Annotated in this window: 18 protein-coding genes; 8 read left to right on the top strand and 10 right to left on the bottom strand. The window is 49.6% G+C overall.

The annotated features are described in order from the left end of the window. The first annotated feature begins 4 nt into the window (after positions 1-4). Positions 5-628 (top strand): arylformamidase, encoded by a 624-nt coding sequence (gene kynB / locus N7U64_RS12400; protein WP_318929949.1) that lies wholly within the window; start codon positions 5-7, stop codon positions 626-628. 43 nt (positions 629-671) lie between these two features. Here the strand turns inward: kynB and N7U64_RS12395 are convergent, their stop codons facing one another. From N7U64_RS12395 to cydD, 3 genes are all read right to left on the bottom strand, one after another. Continuing rightward, positions 672-1,325 carry a cyclase gene (locus tag N7U64_RS12395; protein ID WP_318929948.1) on the bottom strand — a complete coding sequence of 218 codons (654 nt, stop codon included), beginning with the start codon at positions 1,323-1,325 and terminating at the stop codon, positions 672-674. Between the two features lie 121 nt (positions 1,326-1,446). Further along, positions 1,447-3,165 carry a thiol reductant ABC exporter subunit CydC gene (gene cydC / locus N7U64_RS12390; RefSeq protein WP_318929947.1) on the bottom strand — a complete coding sequence of 573 codons (1,719 nt, stop codon included), beginning with the start codon at positions 3,163-3,165 and terminating at the stop codon, positions 1,447-1,449. Further along, positions 3,162-4,892: a thiol reductant ABC exporter subunit CydD gene (cydD, locus tag N7U64_RS12385; RefSeq protein WP_318929946.1), complete on the bottom strand. Its 1,731-nt coding sequence runs from the start codon at positions 4,890-4,892 to the stop codon at positions 3,162-3,164. Before cydD ends, cydC begins: the two co-directional genes overlap by 4 nt. Positions 4,893-5,103: 211 nt before the next feature. Here cydD and N7U64_RS12380 point away from each other — a divergent pair, with 211 nt between their 5' ends. Both N7U64_RS12380 and N7U64_RS12375 read left to right on the top strand, forming a co-directional pair. Then, the gene (locus N7U64_RS12380; RefSeq protein ID WP_214850473.1) at positions 5,104-5,586 is read left to right on the top strand and encodes an RrF2 family transcriptional regulator; all 483 of its coding nucleotides are present in this window, start codon (positions 5,104-5,106) and stop codon (positions 5,584-5,586) included. A gap of 14 nt (positions 5,587-5,600) precedes the next feature. Then, positions 5,601-5,990, top strand: coding sequence for a nuclear transport factor 2 family protein (locus tag N7U64_RS12375; RefSeq protein WP_318929945.1), 390 nt, complete (start codon positions 5,601-5,603; stop codon positions 5,988-5,990). Between the two features lie 61 nt (positions 5,991-6,051). Here N7U64_RS12375 and N7U64_RS12370 read toward each other — a convergent pair whose 3' ends face one another. Then, on the bottom strand, positions 6,052-6,897 hold the full coding sequence (locus N7U64_RS12370; protein WP_214766693.1) for a neutral zinc metallopeptidase: 846 nt from the start codon (positions 6,895-6,897) through the stop codon (positions 6,052-6,054). 203 nt (positions 6,898-7,100) lie between these two features. Here N7U64_RS12370 and N7U64_RS12365 point away from each other — a divergent pair, with 203 nt between their 5' ends. Continuing rightward, positions 7,101-8,627 carry a methyl-accepting chemotaxis protein gene (locus N7U64_RS12365; RefSeq protein WP_318929944.1) on the top strand — a complete coding sequence of 509 codons (1,527 nt, stop codon included), beginning with the start codon at positions 7,101-7,103 and terminating at the stop codon, positions 8,625-8,627. A 109-nt stretch (positions 8,628-8,736) separates the two neighbouring features. Further along, complete coding sequence (locus N7U64_RS12360; RefSeq protein ID WP_318929943.1) at positions 8,737-9,750, top strand: glycosyltransferase; 1,014 nt, start codon at positions 8,737-8,739, stop codon at positions 9,748-9,750. A gap of 2 nt (positions 9,751-9,752) precedes the next feature. Here N7U64_RS12360 and N7U64_RS12355 read toward each other — a convergent pair whose 3' ends face one another. Together N7U64_RS12355 and N7U64_RS12350 are read right to left on the bottom strand one after the other, a co-directional pair. After that, on the bottom strand, positions 9,753-10,388 hold the full coding sequence (locus N7U64_RS12355) for a peroxiredoxin-like family protein (RefSeq protein ID WP_318929942.1): 636 nt from the start codon (positions 10,386-10,388) through the stop codon (positions 9,753-9,755). Between the two features lie 57 nt (positions 10,389-10,445). Next, positions 10,446-11,498, bottom strand: a complete 1,053-nt coding sequence (locus N7U64_RS12350) for a YcjF family protein (RefSeq protein ID WP_214850457.1) — start codon at positions 11,496-11,498, stop codon at positions 10,446-10,448. Positions 11,499-11,619: 121 nt separating this feature from the next. Here N7U64_RS12350 and N7U64_RS12345 point away from each other — a divergent pair, with 121 nt between their 5' ends. From N7U64_RS12345 to N7U64_RS12335, 3 genes are all read left to right on the top strand, one after another. Further along, on the top strand, positions 11,620-12,222 hold the full coding sequence (locus N7U64_RS12345; RefSeq protein ID WP_318929941.1) for a hypothetical protein: 603 nt from the start codon (positions 11,620-11,622) through the stop codon (positions 12,220-12,222). 201 nt (positions 12,223-12,423) lie between these two features. After that, positions 12,424-13,515, top strand: a complete 1,092-nt coding sequence (gene tnpB / locus N7U64_RS12340) for an IS200/IS605 family element RNA-guided endonuclease TnpB (RefSeq protein ID WP_318929940.1) — start codon at positions 12,424-12,426, stop codon at positions 13,513-13,515. Between the two features lie 138 nt (positions 13,516-13,653). Continuing rightward, positions 13,654-14,211: a hypothetical protein gene (locus tag N7U64_RS12335; protein ID WP_012369079.1), complete on the top strand. Its 558-nt coding sequence runs from the start codon at positions 13,654-13,656 to the stop codon at positions 14,209-14,211. Positions 14,212-14,265: 54 nt separating this feature from the next. Here N7U64_RS12335 and N7U64_RS12330 read toward each other — a convergent pair whose 3' ends face one another. The 4 genes from N7U64_RS12330 to N7U64_RS12315 form a co-directional block, all read right to left on the bottom strand. Next, positions 14,266-14,745 carry a GNAT family N-acetyltransferase gene (locus N7U64_RS12330; RefSeq protein ID WP_318929939.1) on the bottom strand — a complete coding sequence of 160 codons (480 nt, stop codon included), beginning with the start codon at positions 14,743-14,745 and terminating at the stop codon, positions 14,266-14,268. A 63-nt stretch (positions 14,746-14,808) separates the two neighbouring features. Then, the gene (locus N7U64_RS12325) at positions 14,809-16,170 is read right to left on the bottom strand and encodes a DUF4179 domain-containing protein (RefSeq protein ID WP_318929938.1); all 1,362 of its coding nucleotides are present in this window, start codon (positions 16,168-16,170) and stop codon (positions 14,809-14,811) included. Beyond that, positions 16,139-16,684 (bottom strand): sigma-70 family RNA polymerase sigma factor, encoded by a 546-nt coding sequence (locus tag N7U64_RS12320; protein WP_318929937.1) that lies wholly within the window; start codon positions 16,682-16,684, stop codon positions 16,139-16,141. Before N7U64_RS12320 ends, N7U64_RS12325 begins: the two co-directional genes overlap by 32 nt. 104 nt (positions 16,685-16,788) lie before the next feature. Further along, positions 16,789-17,229 (bottom strand): GNAT family N-acetyltransferase, encoded by a 441-nt coding sequence (locus N7U64_RS12315; RefSeq protein ID WP_318929936.1) that lies wholly within the window; start codon positions 17,227-17,229, stop codon positions 16,789-16,791. Positions 17,230-17,334 lie beyond the last annotated feature (105 nt).

Raw genomic sequence — 17,334 nt, 5'->3', positions numbered from 1 at the left:
TTGCATGAACCGTTGGATGGATGTCTCACAGCCGTTAACCTCGTCGATTACGACCTGGCCCGGCGATACGAAATTTGACTATACGATCAACTGGAGTAAAGCCGATACCGGCTCCGTCAATGTCGGGCAGGTCACGATGAGCCTGCATACCGGTACCCATATTGATGCACCGTTCCACTTTGACGATGCCGGTCAAAAAGTCATCGATTTGGATCCGGATCTTTATATCGGTCATGCCCGTGTCATTTACTTGCCCGGCCGGACCGAACTCGTCGCACGTGATCTGGAGGCGTTTGATTTAACCGATGTCCGCCGGTTGATCATTAAAACGGACGGATGGGTCGACAAGTCCGTCTTTCCGGAAACCATCCCGGTACTGACACCAAGCCTTGCCGAACGGCTCGGCGAACTCGGTATTGAATTGATCGGACTTGATTTACCGTCCGTTGATGCAATCGACAGTAAAGAGATGGCGGCGCATCACGCGCTCGCCGCCCATGGCGTTCACATACTCGAAGGGTTGGTCCTCGATACGATCACGCCGGGTGATTATCATCTCAATGCCGTTCCACTTCCGCTTGTCGACGGTGACGGCAGTCCCGTTCGTGCATTGATGCGACCGTATTAAAAAAAACCGACAGAACGCTCTTCCGAGAATGTTCTGTCGGTTTTCAGTTTTCCTTGACCGTTACGGGGAACAATACGTCTTCAATGCGTTGCATGATCTGTCCGAGTACTTGCAGGGACGGCTTGACATCAAAATCGATATCGAGTGAATGATTGGCACCTTTGATTTGTTCCAGTACAAGGTTCGAGTTACCGCACCGTTCCAATGCTTCCGGACTGAACTGACGATCGTGGTCACCGATGACAAGTAATCCGTAATGCCGGCTGTTCGCAATCGCTTCGACGATGGCCGGATCTTTTAGTAATGGTGTCAACAGAACGACACGCGCTTCCGGAAACATCCCACGGTGCATCATTGAAACCAGCGGCACCGTCCCAAGCGATTTGGCAATGAAGTGAATCGTCTGATACGACCGCGCCCGTAACACGTCCCCGATGACCGCTTCGATCCGCCTACTCATCTCGGCGTCGCCCTGCTCATCTGGCATACTAAACAAATCATCCGAGACATATTGAATTTCAATCACGTTCACCCCGCGTTTTAATAACATCATCCGGCTGAAGTAAAAATACGGATGGTCATAGGCGTAACCGGCTCCGGACAACATAAAACAGATTTCGTCTGAATCGGAGTAGTAATGATTATAGGCAATCGTTAAATCATCCAGTCGTGTCTCGCAACGGCGAATTTCCATCATGGCTCACCTCTTATTTTTTCCTTACTTTACCATTCCTGCAATCAACCGTCCATTTTAATTCTGTTCAATCAAAACAGCCACATCCTTCGCCGATAGAGCGTTGAATGTGGCTGTTTTTAATTCAGCGGACCAGTTGATCCGGTGTAAAGACGGATTGTTCGACTTGTTTCAAGGCATAAAAGGCACCTTGCTTGATCATTAAGTCAGCATACGTTCCGACTTCAACGACCTGCCCTTGCTCCATGACGACAATCTGATCCATCAACTCAAGACCGGCCAACCGGTGGCTGACAAGCAACAGCGTTGCGTCCGATGCACGAGCAAACAGGTGGCGTAAAATCATCTGTTCCGTCAACGCATCGACCGATGAGGTCGGCTCATCGAGCAAATAGAGCGGCGTCTGACGTAAGAAAATCCGGGCAATCGCCAGCCGTTGCTTTTCACCGCCGGACAGGTTTTCCCCTTTTTCGAGCACCCGGTCGTCAAGAGCGAGCAACGAAAGACCGACGTGTTCCAGTGCTTCGATCATTTGTTCATCCGTTGCTTCGCTGCTGGCGAGCTTCAGATTGTCACGAATCGTCCCGTAAAAGAAATGATTTTGTTGCAGGACGACGTTCGACTGTTGCCATAACGCTTCCGGATTAATTTCTTGACCTGGAGTTCCTTCAATCCGGATTCCGTCTGCCGGATACATCCGCAACAACAGTTGCAACAGCGTCGATTTTCCGGAACCACTTGCTCCGACAATCGCCGTTTTACTGCCGGCAGGGAACGTCACGCTGACATCGCGTAAGACGGGACGGTCCTGTCCGGGAAACGTAAAGCTGACATGTTCCGCACGGATTTCCGGAGCCTGCGTCAATGCAAACGGACGATATTCCGGTTCCGCCGTCGCTTCGACGACATCATCCAGCCGGCGTGCCGCATGACGGCTGTCTTCGAAGAACCCGGGTAAAATCGCCATCGGAGCGACATTTTCAAACACCGTCAACGAGGTCATGACCAACAAGGCGAGGAAAACGCCGTCGAGTTGTCCGTCAGCGACGAGATATGCCCCGAGTCCGAGGACAATCCAGGAAATGACCAACGTCGCCAGTGTATTCAAGGCAAGGTTCGAGACCGCATGCAGTCCGTTCCGTTTTTCTTCCGCCACGTAGCGTGCGGCGACGGCATTCAGTTCCGCTTCCTTATTGCCGAGTTGTTGATAGATCTTTAAGTCGCGATAGCCTTGGAACAGTTCTGTCACTTCCGTCGACAGTTCCCCGCGTCGGGCCCGGACGGACCGGGCAAACCGTTGTTCCCGGTAGGCAAACCAGCCGGGAATGACGAATCCCGTTAAGATCAGACCAAACACAAGGACAAGCGCGACACTGAGTGAAAAGAAACTGACAAAAAAGATTGTACATAGGAAAACGAGCACCAGGATAATCGGCGGATAGACGACGCGTAAAAACGTATTTTGCAGACTTTCGACGTCCCCGACGATCCGGGCCAATAGGTCTCCGCTCCGATACTTGGCAAAGATACCCGGTGCGAGCGGTTCAAGCCGTTTATAAAACGTCGTCCGCAAGTCACTGAGGATCGTAAACGTCGCCCGGTGTGAGTAATACCGTTCGGCGTACCGGCTGACAGCCCGTGTCAGACTGGAGATTTTCTGTAGGGCAATCAGGACGGCAAGTGTCTGAATCGGCGGCAGCAAGGCCGCTTTTGAAATCAGGAAGCCGCTCGCGGCAAACAGTCCGACCGCCGTGATGCCGGCCAATACACCAAAGATAATCGAGAGCACGATGTCCCGTTTCTGGTGCAGCATCAAACGAAAAATTCCCATCAACTCTTTCATCGTGTCTCCTCCCCTCGTTGAACGGCGCGCATCATCGCATATTCCGATTCACGTCCGAGTAATTCTTCATGTGTTCCGCGGTCGACGATCCTTCCGGCTTCCAGCACGACGATTTGATTTGATTGTTCAATCGTATGCAGACGGTGGGCGACCGTGATGACGGTCGCTTCACGTCCGAGAACAGTCATTGCTTCCTGCAACACCCGTTCCGTCTTCACGTCAAGACCGGTCGTCGGTTCATCAAACAAGATGACGTTCGGCCGTTTCAGGAAGGCACGTGCCAGCGCCACGCGCTGCTTTTCCCCACCGGATAAGCCGCGTCCGCCTTCTCCGATGACCGTGTCGAGTCCGTTCGGCAACTGTGCGATCAATTCGGTCAGACCGGCGTCAGATGCCGCCTGTTCAATCGCAACGCGCGACGCTTCGCGCAATTCACCAATGGCAATATTATCCGCCAGCGTCCCGGCATAAAGATACGGATGTTGCGAGATGTAGCTGAGCTGGCTGAACCAACTTGTTTCCGTAACCGTCTGACGGTTTTGACCGTCAAGCAACAGCTGTCCGTCCTGCGGATCGGCAAGACCCGCCAGCAATTGGAGGACCGTCGATTTTCCGGCACCGCTGCGCCCGATCAAGGCCACCTTTTGATACGGTTCAATCGTCAAATTCAACTGTTCCATCGCAAAGCGGGCATCCCGGTACGAAAAAGCGACGTCTTTCAGCTCAATCCGCGGCGGACGGGCCGCCGGCAGATCCGTTCGTCCGAAAGCGACATTCCGGTCATCGTCCGTCAGTTCGGCCGCAATCTGTTTTGCGGCGGCGACACTGCCCCGACCGGTATGGAAAGCGGCTCCCATCTCTTTTAACGCCAGATAGTATTCCGGTGCCAGGACCAACATCAAGAAGGCCGGTACAAAGGTGATGCTTTGGAATAAAATCAACCGGAGACTGACTTCCAGGGCAATCATCCCCATACTGAGCATCGAAATAAACTCAAGCATCAACGACGACAGGAAGGCCAGTTTTAAAACGGTCAAGGTCGCGTCCCGAAAATCGAGACTGCTTCGTTCGATCACGTCCTGTTGCGCCTTCGCCCGACCGAATAACTTCAGCGTCGTCAGTCCCTGTAATGTGTCAAGGAATGTACCGGAAAAGGCATTCATCTTCTCAAGCTGCGTATCGGCCCGCTTTTGCGTCATGATTCCGATGACGATGTAAAACAGCGGAATGAACGGCGCCGTAATCATCATGACGAGTCCTGTCACCCAGTCGTAGCTGAAGGCGGCAATCAAGACCATCAACGGAACGATCGACGTCTGAATGACTTTCGGCAGGTACTGGCTGTAATAGCTGTCCATCTCATCAACGGAATCGAGCAGAATGCTGACCTTTTGACCCGATTGTCCTTCAAGCATCGATTCGACAGAGTTTCGTGTATATTTCGCGACAAGCGCCTGGCGCAAGTCCTGTTTAACCCGTGCCGCAAGACTCGTTCCGAGGCGGCCGTTCCAGTAGGTGACGCCGACGCGTAGCATCAGCATTAACAACAGAAAACCGAGCAACGGCATGACGGCCGCGAACGGATCACCCTGCAGGAAAATCCGGTCGACGATGATGACGATCAGATAAGATTGACCGATGACGGCGACGCCCATCAGGACGGCGGCCAACATCAGTTGTATAAAAATCGTACGTGGAATCGTGATGATTCCTTTGAGTGGATTCATAAGAAAACGTCCTTTCACTAAGTGTGAACGACTTTTAGTGAATATTTTCACATATCGTACATTCAGTATACCGAATCCATTCTGTTGATGCCACGGGTATGCAGTCGAAAAGGTGTGACGGTTTTGTGAGGAACCTTTTGTTGGACAATTCATTTATTCGGATGTATTGTAGATAATAGTTATCCACGATATACAGAAAGGAGAATGTTTCATGCAAATGAAGACAGGTGTCGAACAATCGGTGTACGCGATGCTCTTATTGACGTTTTTACCGGAGAAAGGTGTTCTACCGGGAGAATTCATCAGTCAGCAGCTCGGGGCTTCGCCGTCCTACTTCCAAAAGTTGCTCCGAAAACTTGTGAGTGCCGATCTGCTGATTTCTGTTCCCGGTGCCAAAGGCGGCTTCCGGCTCAAAGCGTCACCGGAAACGATTCGCGTGTTTGATATCTATGAAGCGATCGAAGGCAAACAGTCGTTATATGCCTCAAGCGGCGTCTTTGAAGACTTGATGGGCATTCAAAATCAGAATATCTGTCTGTTGTCCGATCTGATGACAGAGGCGGAACAATCCTGGCAGTCGACGCTTAAACGCGAGACGATTGACTCGATCCGCCGGGAAATTTATTTGAACTGTCCGCCCGACCACCTGACAAAACTGCAAAGCTTAATCGAAGAAAAAATGATTCGCAACTAAAAGGAGAATGAACCATGACTATATCTACACTTGACCGCTATTTTGATTTATTTGATGCTTCCCGGACTGATGAAAAAGCTTTTGATGACTTGATTTCCCTGTTCTCGGACGAGATTACGTTTGTCTTAAACGGACAGGAACAGCACGGAATCGAAGCCTGGAAACAGTTTGTCCGGATGGTCTTTACGGCTAACCAGGACATCAAACACATGTACGCCGGCTGGGTCCCGGCTGCAGCAGGCGATACGATGGAAACACGCTGGGCCGTTTGCGGCAAACGGGCAGACGGATCAGTCTTCACGCAGGACGGCACGGACATCGCCCGGCTTGATGCAGACGGAAAGATTGTTTATCTCGCCAACGTCCCCGATGATACAGCGATGTTTAACCAGTACAATGGATAATCTGATAATCTATAGAAAAAAGGCATCACTTCGGTCATGAAGTGGTGCCTTTTGACGTTTCTTATAAATTTTTCGCTTTGAATGTGTCGCCGCCTTCGATCGTTCCGTTATCGAATCCTTTTTGGAACCACCGTTCCCGTTGTGCCGAAGTACCGTGTGTAAAGCTTTCCGGTACGACATACCCTTGGCCTTTTTTCTGAAGTGTATCATCACCGACCGCATTGGCCGCACCGAGTGCCTCTTCGAGATCGCCTTCTTCGAGCAAATTTTGTCCTTGTGCGTGATTTGCCCAGACACCGGCATAATAATCCGCCTGTAATTCAAAACGGACCAGATACTTGTTGAACTTTTCTTCGCTCATCTTTTGGCGGAGCGGCATGATTTCGTCAGATGTCCCGAGCAACGTTTGAACATGGTGTCCGACTTCATGGGCAATGACGTATGCCATCGCGAAGTCTCCCGGTGCCCCGTATTTATTTTGTAACTCATCATAAAAACTAAGATCGATGTATAATTTCTGATCACCCGGACAATAAAACGGTCCAACCGACTTTCCGGCTTGTCCACACGCTGAACTGACTTGATCGGTATATAAAACAAGCGTCGGTTCTTTATACGTCATACCGTCCTGTTTAAATTCCTTCGTCCAGACTTTTTCCGTATCCGCCAACACGACAGATACAAAGTCCGCTGCTTCTTTTTCCTTGGCCGTTTCCTGATATTCGCCCTGGCTGTCGCCCTGCGAACCAGACAGCCCTCCAAGGATGTCTGCCGGATTCCCGCCCATCAACGTAACGACGATTAAAATGATGATCCCGAGTCCGCCTCCGATGCCGGCGACCCCTTTTCCACCCATTCCCCGCCGGTCTTCAACGTTCGAACTTCTTTCTCTACCCTTCCATTTCATACACAGTTCCTCCTAAGTCTCAATGCACTTCTATACCCCATATTGTGTCTGTTTAGCCATGATTTTCTATTTTAAAATTTAATTTTGTTTTAAGTATCTTGAAGCTAAACAATCTCATTTTGCCGACCGATAGTGGTATACGTTTAGCATGTTTATTCGTGATTTGTTTCAGTTTCTACTAAAAAACGGGGGAATTTAATTTTATGAAACGTCAAAATCAGCTTATGCTTTGGATTAGTTTTCTTGTAGTCTGTTTATCGTTAATTGTCTATGGTTTGCACCGATTTACCAACTTTGCAGACGATTATCAACTCATTCACGGAAACGTGGCCGCCGCTTCACCAGCGACACTTGCCTGGATTGCCTTGTTACCGTTTGTCTGTTGGATTGCTTCCTCGGGTCTTTACTGGATTCGCCCCAACAGCCCGTCTGTTGCCCTTCTTTTAACGTTGACGTTGACGTTTTCCAGTATGTCGATTGTTGCCGGAGGAAATGGACTGGTCGAGTATCATTTTTCCATCTTCATGGTCCTGGCTTTGATTGCTTATTTCCGCCGGATTGACTTGATTCTCGTCAGCACCGTCCTGTTTGCCGTCCAACATTTCGCCGGCTTCTTTTTTGCTCCGTCTCTGATTTGCGGAACGACCGGGTATCCATTCAGTATCCTGATGATTCATGCCGTCTTCTTGATTTTGACGAGTGTGGCTTTGATCATTCAGATTGCCGTTCAAAATCAGGAGCGCTTCACCTCTTTACAACGTGAAGCGGAAGCGACGACCTTGATGACGAACGTCAGTCAGCAAATCGAAGCGCTGGTCGGCAATTTAAAAACGAATACAAAACACCTGCAACAAGCAGCTGTCCAGTCCGTCGAAGCAACGAATCAGATCGCGACGGCAATTTCCCCGATCATCCAGTCCGCTGACGGTCAGCATCAATCGATGCAACAAGGAACGGATCAACTGCATCAGGTCAATGCATCCATCGCATCGATCCAATCGAAAATGGCACAGACCGTCACGACGACGGAACATATGACGAAACGCGCGTTGACCGGAAACGAGGAGATGAACCTGATGGATCGCCGCGTCGAAGAGATGGTCGAATCGACGAATGGTCTGCATACTTCGGTCACGGCCATGGCCAGCCGGTCCGATAAAATCCAAAAAATCCTCGCCAGTCTGGAAGCCATCGCCGGACAGACCAATCTGTTGGCGCTGAATGCGGCGATTGAAGCAGCGCGCGCCGGTGATGCCGGACGCGGATTTGCGGTCGTCGCAACGGAAGTCGGGCACCTCGCCGTCCAGTCCCGGAGTTACGCGAATGAAGTGACGGAAGTCTTACAGGCCCTGATTGCCGATACCGACCAAATCAAGACGACAGCTGCCGGTTACACGAAAACATTGGCTGAAAACCAGGAGATGACCAGCCGTGTCCGTCAGACTTTTTCCGATATCACCCATCTCGTTCAAGAGGTCGAACAGAGTATCGGCTCGATTCAAACAGCTCGGCACGGTGTCGGTGTTCAAATGCTCGACATCGAACAACGGATGGAAACGACCCGAACGGCTTCGCTCGAAGTCCGTCACGGCATTGAATCGACGGCCGTCTCACTTGAACAACAAACAACCGTTCAACACGAATTTGAGTCCATGACAGAATCTCTCAGTACGATGACGGCGTCGCTCGAATACCTCGTCGATGAATTAACACAACATATGACCCGTTGAAATAACGTTCCTCCCCATCAGGAGGAACTTTTTTTGATTCTTTCGAGGAGTTCTTTCTACCTGTCTCGAATAGACATACAAAAGAAATTCAGTAAAGGGGACGAGTCAAATGCGTAAATCTTTACTGTTTCTAACTTCCTCTGATGTTCAGAATCCGGATGCTGATTTTTCAGATTACCTCTTACATGAACTTTTTAAGCGGATGACGGATGAATACGACGTGACCTGTCTGACTCCGGCGTTTTTTGGCGGGCGTGACGTCGAGTCAATCGGCGGCGTGACGTATATTCGGCGTGGAACATCTGGCAGTTTTTTGTGGCATGTCTTCTGTCAGATCCGGTCTCGTCCTGAGGCATTTGTTTTTTTAGCCAATATTCCGTTTCTTGAATACCTGTTTCAATGGGGTCCCGTTCCACATGCGCGATTTCTGACCCGTTCTTCAACATATCCGATGGCATCCCCTTCTCAGACCAGCTTTGTATTCCACCCCTCCGTTCTGACGGCAGAGAGCGCACAAACAGACCAACCGTTCGTCCGTCTTCCGGAAGGACTGGATTTACTGTCCCCTGAGTCGGCTTGGCTCGAAAAAGAAAAACGGCCGACGTTTGTTTACGTCAGCCGTCCTTCTCAACCAAAAGAATTATTTGATGCCCGCCAAGCTTTCATTGCCGTTTACCAGGAGTTCCCGGAGGTTCAACTCTGGATCATCGGACATTGTCCGACCCGGTTCGACTCATTGATTCCTGAAACGATGCGGCCGCATCTCCATTATCTCGGTGATATGGAACCGGCCGCGCGCAACCGGTATATCAGCCGGGCAACCGCCCTGCTCGTTCCGTCCCGCGAAGATAACTGGGGAATGATCGTCTATGAAGCGGCTCGTGTCGGCACACCGGCAATCGTCTATGAGACACCGGGTCTCTGTGACGCCGTTCAGTACGGCATGACCGGTTATCTGGCTAAAATCAATCACCCCGGCGGTTTAGCTGCAGAAATGCGTTCTTGTCTGCTCGATCAGACAACGTATCAGATGTTACGTTATGCTGCTCATCAATTCTCGACAACGAAACATCATCACGATCTGGAACCACACTTCCGCGAATGGTTACGCACACAACTCTGACATCAGAGCAACTTAATCACTGCTGACGGATCCGTCCGTTTCGTATAATCGTCCGGGACGTCGGCAAATGAAATTTTTCCGGACGGCTGAATGATGAATGTCGCCGGTTTCGGCAATTGCCAGTCTTCATTCCCGTTGTGTCCGGCCACGTCGAGCCCCGATGCTTTGTACACATCGATTAAATAGTCGGGCATGTTGAACACGAGATCAAACTGGCGGGCAACGACGTTCTCAACGTCACTCAGCACTTGAAATGCCAGATCATTTTTTTCCTGCGTCGACAGCGAGTGGTCCGGTGTTTCCGGACTGATGGCGACAAGTGTCGCTCCGTTTGCCTCGATTTTTCCCAACTCCCGTTGGTAAGCCCGAAGTTCCAAATTACAGTACGGGCACCAGCCGCCCCGGTAAAATGTCACGATGACGGGACCGTTCTGCAACAGGTCTTCAAGAGACATAGATTGACCGGATGCGTTCGGTAATGTGAAACGCGGTGCCTCGTCTCCGACGGTTAATCCTTTTGCTCCGTCTGATGCGGCAAGCTCCGCTGTCGCTTGTGCCATCAACCGTTGTTTTTCTTCCGGTGCTTTTTGACGGAATTGTTTCTGATAGGCTTGAATTTCTTCTAACAATGTAGACATGATCTATCCCCCCTTATGTTTGTCTTACAGCATAACAGGGACTTCATAATCCGTCTGTCATTTTGCTCCGTCCGGCTTTTTACGGAATTTCTTAAGGAAGCCCATCAGACTTTCCGGTGTCAGTTCCAATTTGTTCTCATAAGCATATTTTGTCCCGTATCCGAGGGCGAGTGTCGCCGTCGAGGCGACCCCTGCCCCAATGACGGCGCCATATCCCGGAACCATCTTCGCCAGTTGGCGGAATGCCGTTTTCCCGGAGTTGCCGACAATCGTCACGACCAGCAACTCTTTTGCACTTTCTTTTGAGAGATTCCGCTCGTACAAGTTCGACAGCTTCAGCATTAGTCCGATTTGAATCGACGTCAACGGAATGATGTCAGCTCCCGGAAACGGTACAGCTCCGATTGCCCCGGCGGCCGTTCCGGCTCCGACAATCCAGTTGTTCGCAATTTTCCCCCGCAACGCCGGATCGATCTCGCGAACAAACAGATTATCCTTGTTGAACTTTTTTAAGATATCGAGCACCTCACGCCGCAGACGGTCAATGTTCGTTCCGTCCAGTGCTGAGACCGGTACGACTTTCGGACCCGGCAGCTGCGACTCGATATGGGACAGAATCGTCGCGAGGTCATTTGTCGCATCAATTTTCGTGACGACGATGACGATGTTTTTATTGTGGGCATAAATCTTCTTGAAATTTTTAGTCTCCGTTTCCGATAAGACGGTTCCGGCGGCGTTCAAGAAGTAAAGGATGACGTCCGCACTCTGGTAAAACTTCCACGTCGTATCCGAGTTCAGGCTGTTTGCATCATTTAATCCCGGCGTATCAACGAAGACGACCTTGTCTTCCGGATGTTGCCGGATTTGATCGATCCGTGTCGTTTCCCCCGGCTTTGCCCCGACGGTCGCGACTTCCCGACCAAGGATCGCATTCAGCGTCGAGGATTTGCCCGCATTGACGTCCCCGATCAGCGCAACGGTCACTTCCTGCTCGAGTGATTGATTAAAGTCGCGCCGTTCCGACTCAAACGACTGGTCGAATACTTCTTCAAGTTTTCGTTTTCGTTTCTGCTCATTGGTCTCAAGACCTTCTCCAAAAAAATCATCCATCTTTATCCCTCCTGAAAATACCTACTGCCGGTCTTTTCCCGTTCTCCATTGAAATCATCCAACAAAAACGATACGATTAATTATGGATAATGTTACCAAAAAATGAAAAGAGGTGCTTTTTATGAAAAAATGGTTCTACATACCACTTGCTGCCCTTGTCTTGACCGGCTGTAACCAAGAACAGGCGCAGGAACCGGCTACGAAAAAAGCAACATCGGCTGACTATACATCGAGTCTGACGATTTCTCCCGTCTCCATCACCGAAGGCGAAGAAAAATTTGCGGCTCTCGGTAATCAGCAAATCGGCAGCGTTAAATTAAAAGGCACGTTAAAGACTACGCACTGGCTTAAGGGAGTCGAATATCTGCCGAACAAAAAAGAACGGACCCTTTTTACACTCGAACTCGAACCTAAAAAATACGATACACAAGTCCGCTTCAGCCAATCGTTCTCGGACGATAAAATTCATCTTGGTTTGGACGTGGATGATACAACCGTGCAAGGAGACGATTCTTTCAAGCATCTGGATGACTACATGATCCAGGGAGCCGATTTCCGCTCGCGTGCTTCTGCCGCTACACCGTATAATCTGCTGATGGTTTATCATATGACAACAAAAAACGGAATCCGCGGCTTTAACTTAAACGAAGTGACACGTCCGGCTGATGTACCGCTCAAAAAAGGTGAACGGATTTTCGGCATCGTCCTGGCAAATCAGAAGTAAGGCTTTGGGCGTCTTGTCTCTCGACAAGACGTTTTTTGTTTGTTACCTTAACCCTTTAACTAAATTTAGCGAGAATTCTCCCACCTCTAAGCGTCTCAGGGCGAAGCCCAGCATAGGTGGGAGATGAATCGCCCTGTTTTTCAAGCCTGAGATTGTTTGATAAAATCAGTGTAACGAATCAAAAGGAAAGGTGTGATTGCGTTGCTGAAGGCGTACAAGTTTCGACTCTATCCGACGAAACCCCAACAAGAATATTTCGCGAAGACGTTCGGTTGTGTCCGTTTCGTCTACAATAAGATGCTCGAAGAGCAGATCCGATTGTATGAAGATTCGAAGCTCAATCCTGACGCGAAGCAGAAGCTCCCAACCCCAGCAAAGTATAAGCCCGAATTCCCTTTCCTCAAAGAAGTCGACAGCCTGTCTCTGTCGAACGCTCAGATGGATTTGAACAAAGCGTATAACAACTTTTTTCGAGATCCGTCTGTCGGGTTTCCGAAGTTCAAATCGAAGCACAACGTCCGTGCCTCTTACACAACAAATAATCTGAAGGGTAGCATACGAATCGAAGATCGTAAGGTGAAGCTTCCTAAAATCGGTTTTGTGAAGTTGAAGCAACATCGTTCGTTCGATGGTGTGATCAAGTCCGCTACGGTCTCGATGACGAAGACCTCAAAATTCTTCATCTCCATTCTTGTCGATCAATCCGAAGAGCCATGGGTTCCCGCTAAGAATAAAGTAGGAATTGACCTTGGTCTGGAACACTTCGCCATCATGACAAACGACGAGTGGACTTCTGAGAAAGTTGCCAATCCTCGTTTCCTTCGAAAGTCCGAAGAGAAGATTAAGAAAGCACAGCGTGCCTTGTCCCGCAAAAAAAAGAGAAGTAAGAATCGAGACAAGGCGAGGATGATCCTCGCCAAGAAGCATGAAAAGATTGTAAATCAACGTCAAGATTTTCTTCATAAGCTGTCGAAACGGATGGTTGACGATAACCAAGTCATCGTCGTCGAGACACTGAAGTCGAAGAACATGATGAAGAACCATAAGATCGCCAAATCGATCGGAGACGTCCGTTGGTATGAGTTCGTTCGGCAGTTGGCATATAAATGCACATTCTACGGACGAACACTGATCAAAGCGGACCAATGGTACGCCTCGACGCAAATCTGTTCTTCTTGTGGAACGAAAGGCGAGAAGAAAACGTTGGATGTGCGGGAGTGGACATGTACTTGCGGTGCGCATCATGATCGAGATATCAACGCAAGTATCAACTTGTTGCTGTTAGCAGACTGAAAACCCTTCAGGGTGGGAACCACCCAATGAGCTTGGTCAATAATCGTAGCTCGTAAAAGTACGGTCTTCCCAAGAAGCTCCCCCTTCAATTTGCGAAGCAAATAAGTGGTGAGTAGTTCACGAAAGGATGTTTTTTCCATGAGAAAATTTTGGATGATCTGCTTACTGACTGCTTTCTCCCTCAGCGGTTGCCTGGCACCTCAAAAAGAAACGGTGACGGTGACACCGCTCAAACTAAAAGCTGGTGAACAAGCTTTTGCTGCTATCAATGATCAGGAGATTGCGGCCTTTCACTTGAAAGGTAAACTCAAGAAACCATATCTTTTGAAAGGCATCGAGTACTTACCCAATCATAAAGAACGGACGCTCTTTTATATGGAAATTCCCGCGAAAACCTATGACTCGACGTTGCGGATCGTCCAATCTTCCTCAAGCAAATCCGTCCGCTTCGGTGCCAATTTGGACGGAGGCAGTTTCCGGGCGCATGAAGACTTAAAGATTAAACCGGATGCCGTCAACACACAAAATCCGTCAAGTGAGTTCACACTCACGGATTATAATGTCCTTTTTCTCCGCCAACTATCAGCAGACGGAAAACTCTCGTCGAATCCGTTTAATGACATTCAGGGGCCCGAAAACGTTACCGTAAAAAAAGGTGAACAGGTTTTTGCTTTCGTTCTGACAAAACAAAACTGATGAACGAAAAAGGAAGACGGATTTGACATCCGCCTTCCCTTTTTACAACTGCTGTTAGATCCGACTTCTGCGCTCCAGTAAAATCGTATCCCGCCAGACGCCGGCCAATTGTCCGATCCGTTCCCGCCGGCCGACTTCCCGGAAACCAAACCGTTGATGGAGTTTCAGACTAGCCGTGTTTTCCGGAAAGATTTGCGAATGCAGCGTCCAGATGCCGGCTGCTTCACTCGCTTCAATGACAGCTTGCATCAATGCAGTACCGACGCCTTTTCCGCGGACCTTTTCGTCAATGTATAAACTGACTTCCGCGACTCCTCGATAAGCGGGAATCGACGAAAACGGACTGATTGCGACCCATCCGAGCAACTTTCCGTCTTCTTCCGCTACCAGCCGACTGTGCTTGTGGTGATGGGCATCCCAGTAATCAAACGGCGGTACTTCCGTTCGAAACGTTGCATTTTGCGTCTCGATTCCCTGTTTATAAATCCGTCCGACTTCCGGATAATCGGTTGCGGTCATTGTCCGTACGTTCATACTCTCCCACTCCTTGTTCAATCGTCATCCGTTTGGAGTTCGACATCGGGTCCGGTTTTCCTGTTAGTCGACCGTAAACGGAATCGGGCGTAATTCAAGTGGTGTGTTGACGAGGGTATTGCTGTAACCCGTTTCGAGATAATATTCTTCCCGCGTGTGTTCGGATGGTTCCGGCAAGCGGAACGTCGACCGGAACGTCTGTTTATCCATATCGAGAGCGGTGACTTTTGCTTTGATTTCCCGACCGTCCGGTGGTTCTGTTCCCTTCAGCAAATACATGGAGTTACGAATATCAAGCTTCGTATCAAATTGGGACGAGCGGGAATTCGTTGAAAATTCAACGACGACTTGCTCGGATGTTGTCTCAATCGATGTGATGGCCATCTTGAGCGGATGCGTTTCCGACTGTTGACGGTATGGTAACGGCTTAGTTAGCGGAATTGGTTGTGTCTTTAAATCAATTCGCAAAGAAGGCTGCAACAGATAGCTCCCTTTTGGAATCACATAGTTCCCGAGAATTAACCGTGACTGTTCGACGGCTTCCGTTGCCGTTTTCGTCCGTTTGACGGACTGAGTCGAATTTGTCCAGTTGTGAATGATTTCCTTGCCTGATGAATCGAGCAATGTCATCTCGACACGGGCGCGTTCTTTTTTCGGTGAACGTGTTGTGTAGTCGAACGAGGTGCTGCCTTTGCCCTGAATCAACCGATCCAGCGTGATATCTGTCCGGTATATCGGATTTTTGACCGTTGTCCCGTAGACTTGTTCGACGGCCGGAAGCCGTTTGATCGGGACGTTAAACGCCCAGTTTCCTTTGACGCCGAATACGTCCGTCAACACGACCGGAATCCGGATTTTATCCTGCAGTTTAATTTCACCGAGCGTATATTCAATCCGCGCTTGCCAGACACCGTTGACCCGCTTGAACTGAACCACTTCTTTCGTCTCCGTCCCGGCAAATCGTTTATCCCCTTTAAACAGTTCATACAATCCTGACCGTGCTTCCGCTTTCACATCCGGAACGCCGGTTGCTGTCAGGTTCATCCCAATCGTTGCCCCGTCGTAATAGGCATCGATGACCTGAATCTCAATTCCCTGATCACTTGCGACTTGGTGGATGTTGGTCGCGAGTTTCTTCTGACTGATGGCGGTGCCGGTATTTTCCTGTTCGAGGAACGGCCGGTACATCTGACCGAGTAACGGTACTTTTGCCATCGCCGTCGCAAAGGACGGGATGACGAACGTTGATGTAATCAGGATTGAAGCCGCAAGTCCTGTCGAGACAATCAGTCGTCGCAGATACTTTGGCCGCTTTTGTTGTTGTTCCTGCTTTCCCTGCTCCAACCCTTGGCGAATCCGCCCCTGTAAGGCGGCCTGCGGCACAGGGATTTGTTCATATTCCTTTTGAAGATCGTGCTTCGACATAATCAAGTCCTCCCAACTGTTTTTTTAATTCTTCCCGGCCCCGTCTGAGATACGTCTTGACTGTATTCAAGGTAATACCGATAAAAGAGGCAATCTCCTTCATCGGGACATCGTGAAAATAAAAGAGCACCAAAACATCCCGGTATTCTTTTCGTAAGTGCGACAAGGCGTCAATCAAGTCCAGATGTTCTTCCCGCGAAGATTCCTTCACCGGAATCTGTTCAATCAGATCCGCTACCGCGGTCTGTTGGTTCAGGACACGGTAACAGTTCCGGATCAGGATTTTCGTCAACCAGGTCACGAAGTATTTTGGTTCCTTAACTTGTCTAATGGAAATAAATGCTTTATAAACCGTCTCCTGGACGACGTCGAGCGCATCCTGCTCGTTTTTGACATAGACGTAGGCCGTCCGGTAGAGCTGTTCACTATGTAGAAGAATCAATTGTTCAAATGCTGCCTCGTCCTGCTTGATGGCACGCCGGACAAGCTCCGTGTGCTCCGTTCGTAAGTCCAATTCCGTCCCCTCCTTTTACTGATTAGAGCACTCAGTCGTTTAAAAAGTTTCAAAAAATATCCAATCCAGCAAAAAAGACCTTAGCGAGGCTAAGATCTTTTGACTTAAAATGTATACCGGACCGCCAGTTCTTTGCCGAACCGGTCCCCGTGATCGATAAAGCCGAGTCGTGCATACAGCTGATGCGCCACGTAATTATCGGGATGGTAACCGACGACGATACACGTTGCTTCCGGAAGTTGTTGCATTTCTGCAAGCAATAACCGCACCGCTTCACGACCGATTCCTGCCCCTTGGTGGCGGTGGTCAACCATCAGTCGATAAATCCAGTAGCCGTCCAGTTCTTCCTGTTCCGAATTGTACATCAAAAATCCGACCAACTCATCCGTTGCATAAATCGCCCGCATGACGAGCGTCGGCTCAAAACCAGCCTGAGCAATCGAGTAGACGTTCGGTTCTAAAAATCCCTGCTGTTCCGTCGTTAATTCAAGCGCACAACAGGCTTCCCAGTTCTCGTGCGTGACCGGTCGCAATTCAATCTGCATATCCATTCCCCCGTTTTTTTAAGAAAAGCGGGTTACGCGCCGTATCCCGTTTCCTGTTCTGTTTGCGTCATGTTCACCATGATCGCCCCCTTTCGTGATCTTTTA

The sequence above is a fragment of the Exiguobacterium sp. K1 genome (assembly GCF_033721435.1).
Taxonomy (GTDB): domain Bacteria; phylum Bacillota; class Bacilli; order Exiguobacteriales; family Exiguobacteriaceae; genus Exiguobacterium_A; species Exiguobacterium_A artemiae.
The sequence above is the reverse complement of the archived record's forward strand: the minus strand, read 5'-3'. Positions and strand labels throughout refer to the sequence as shown.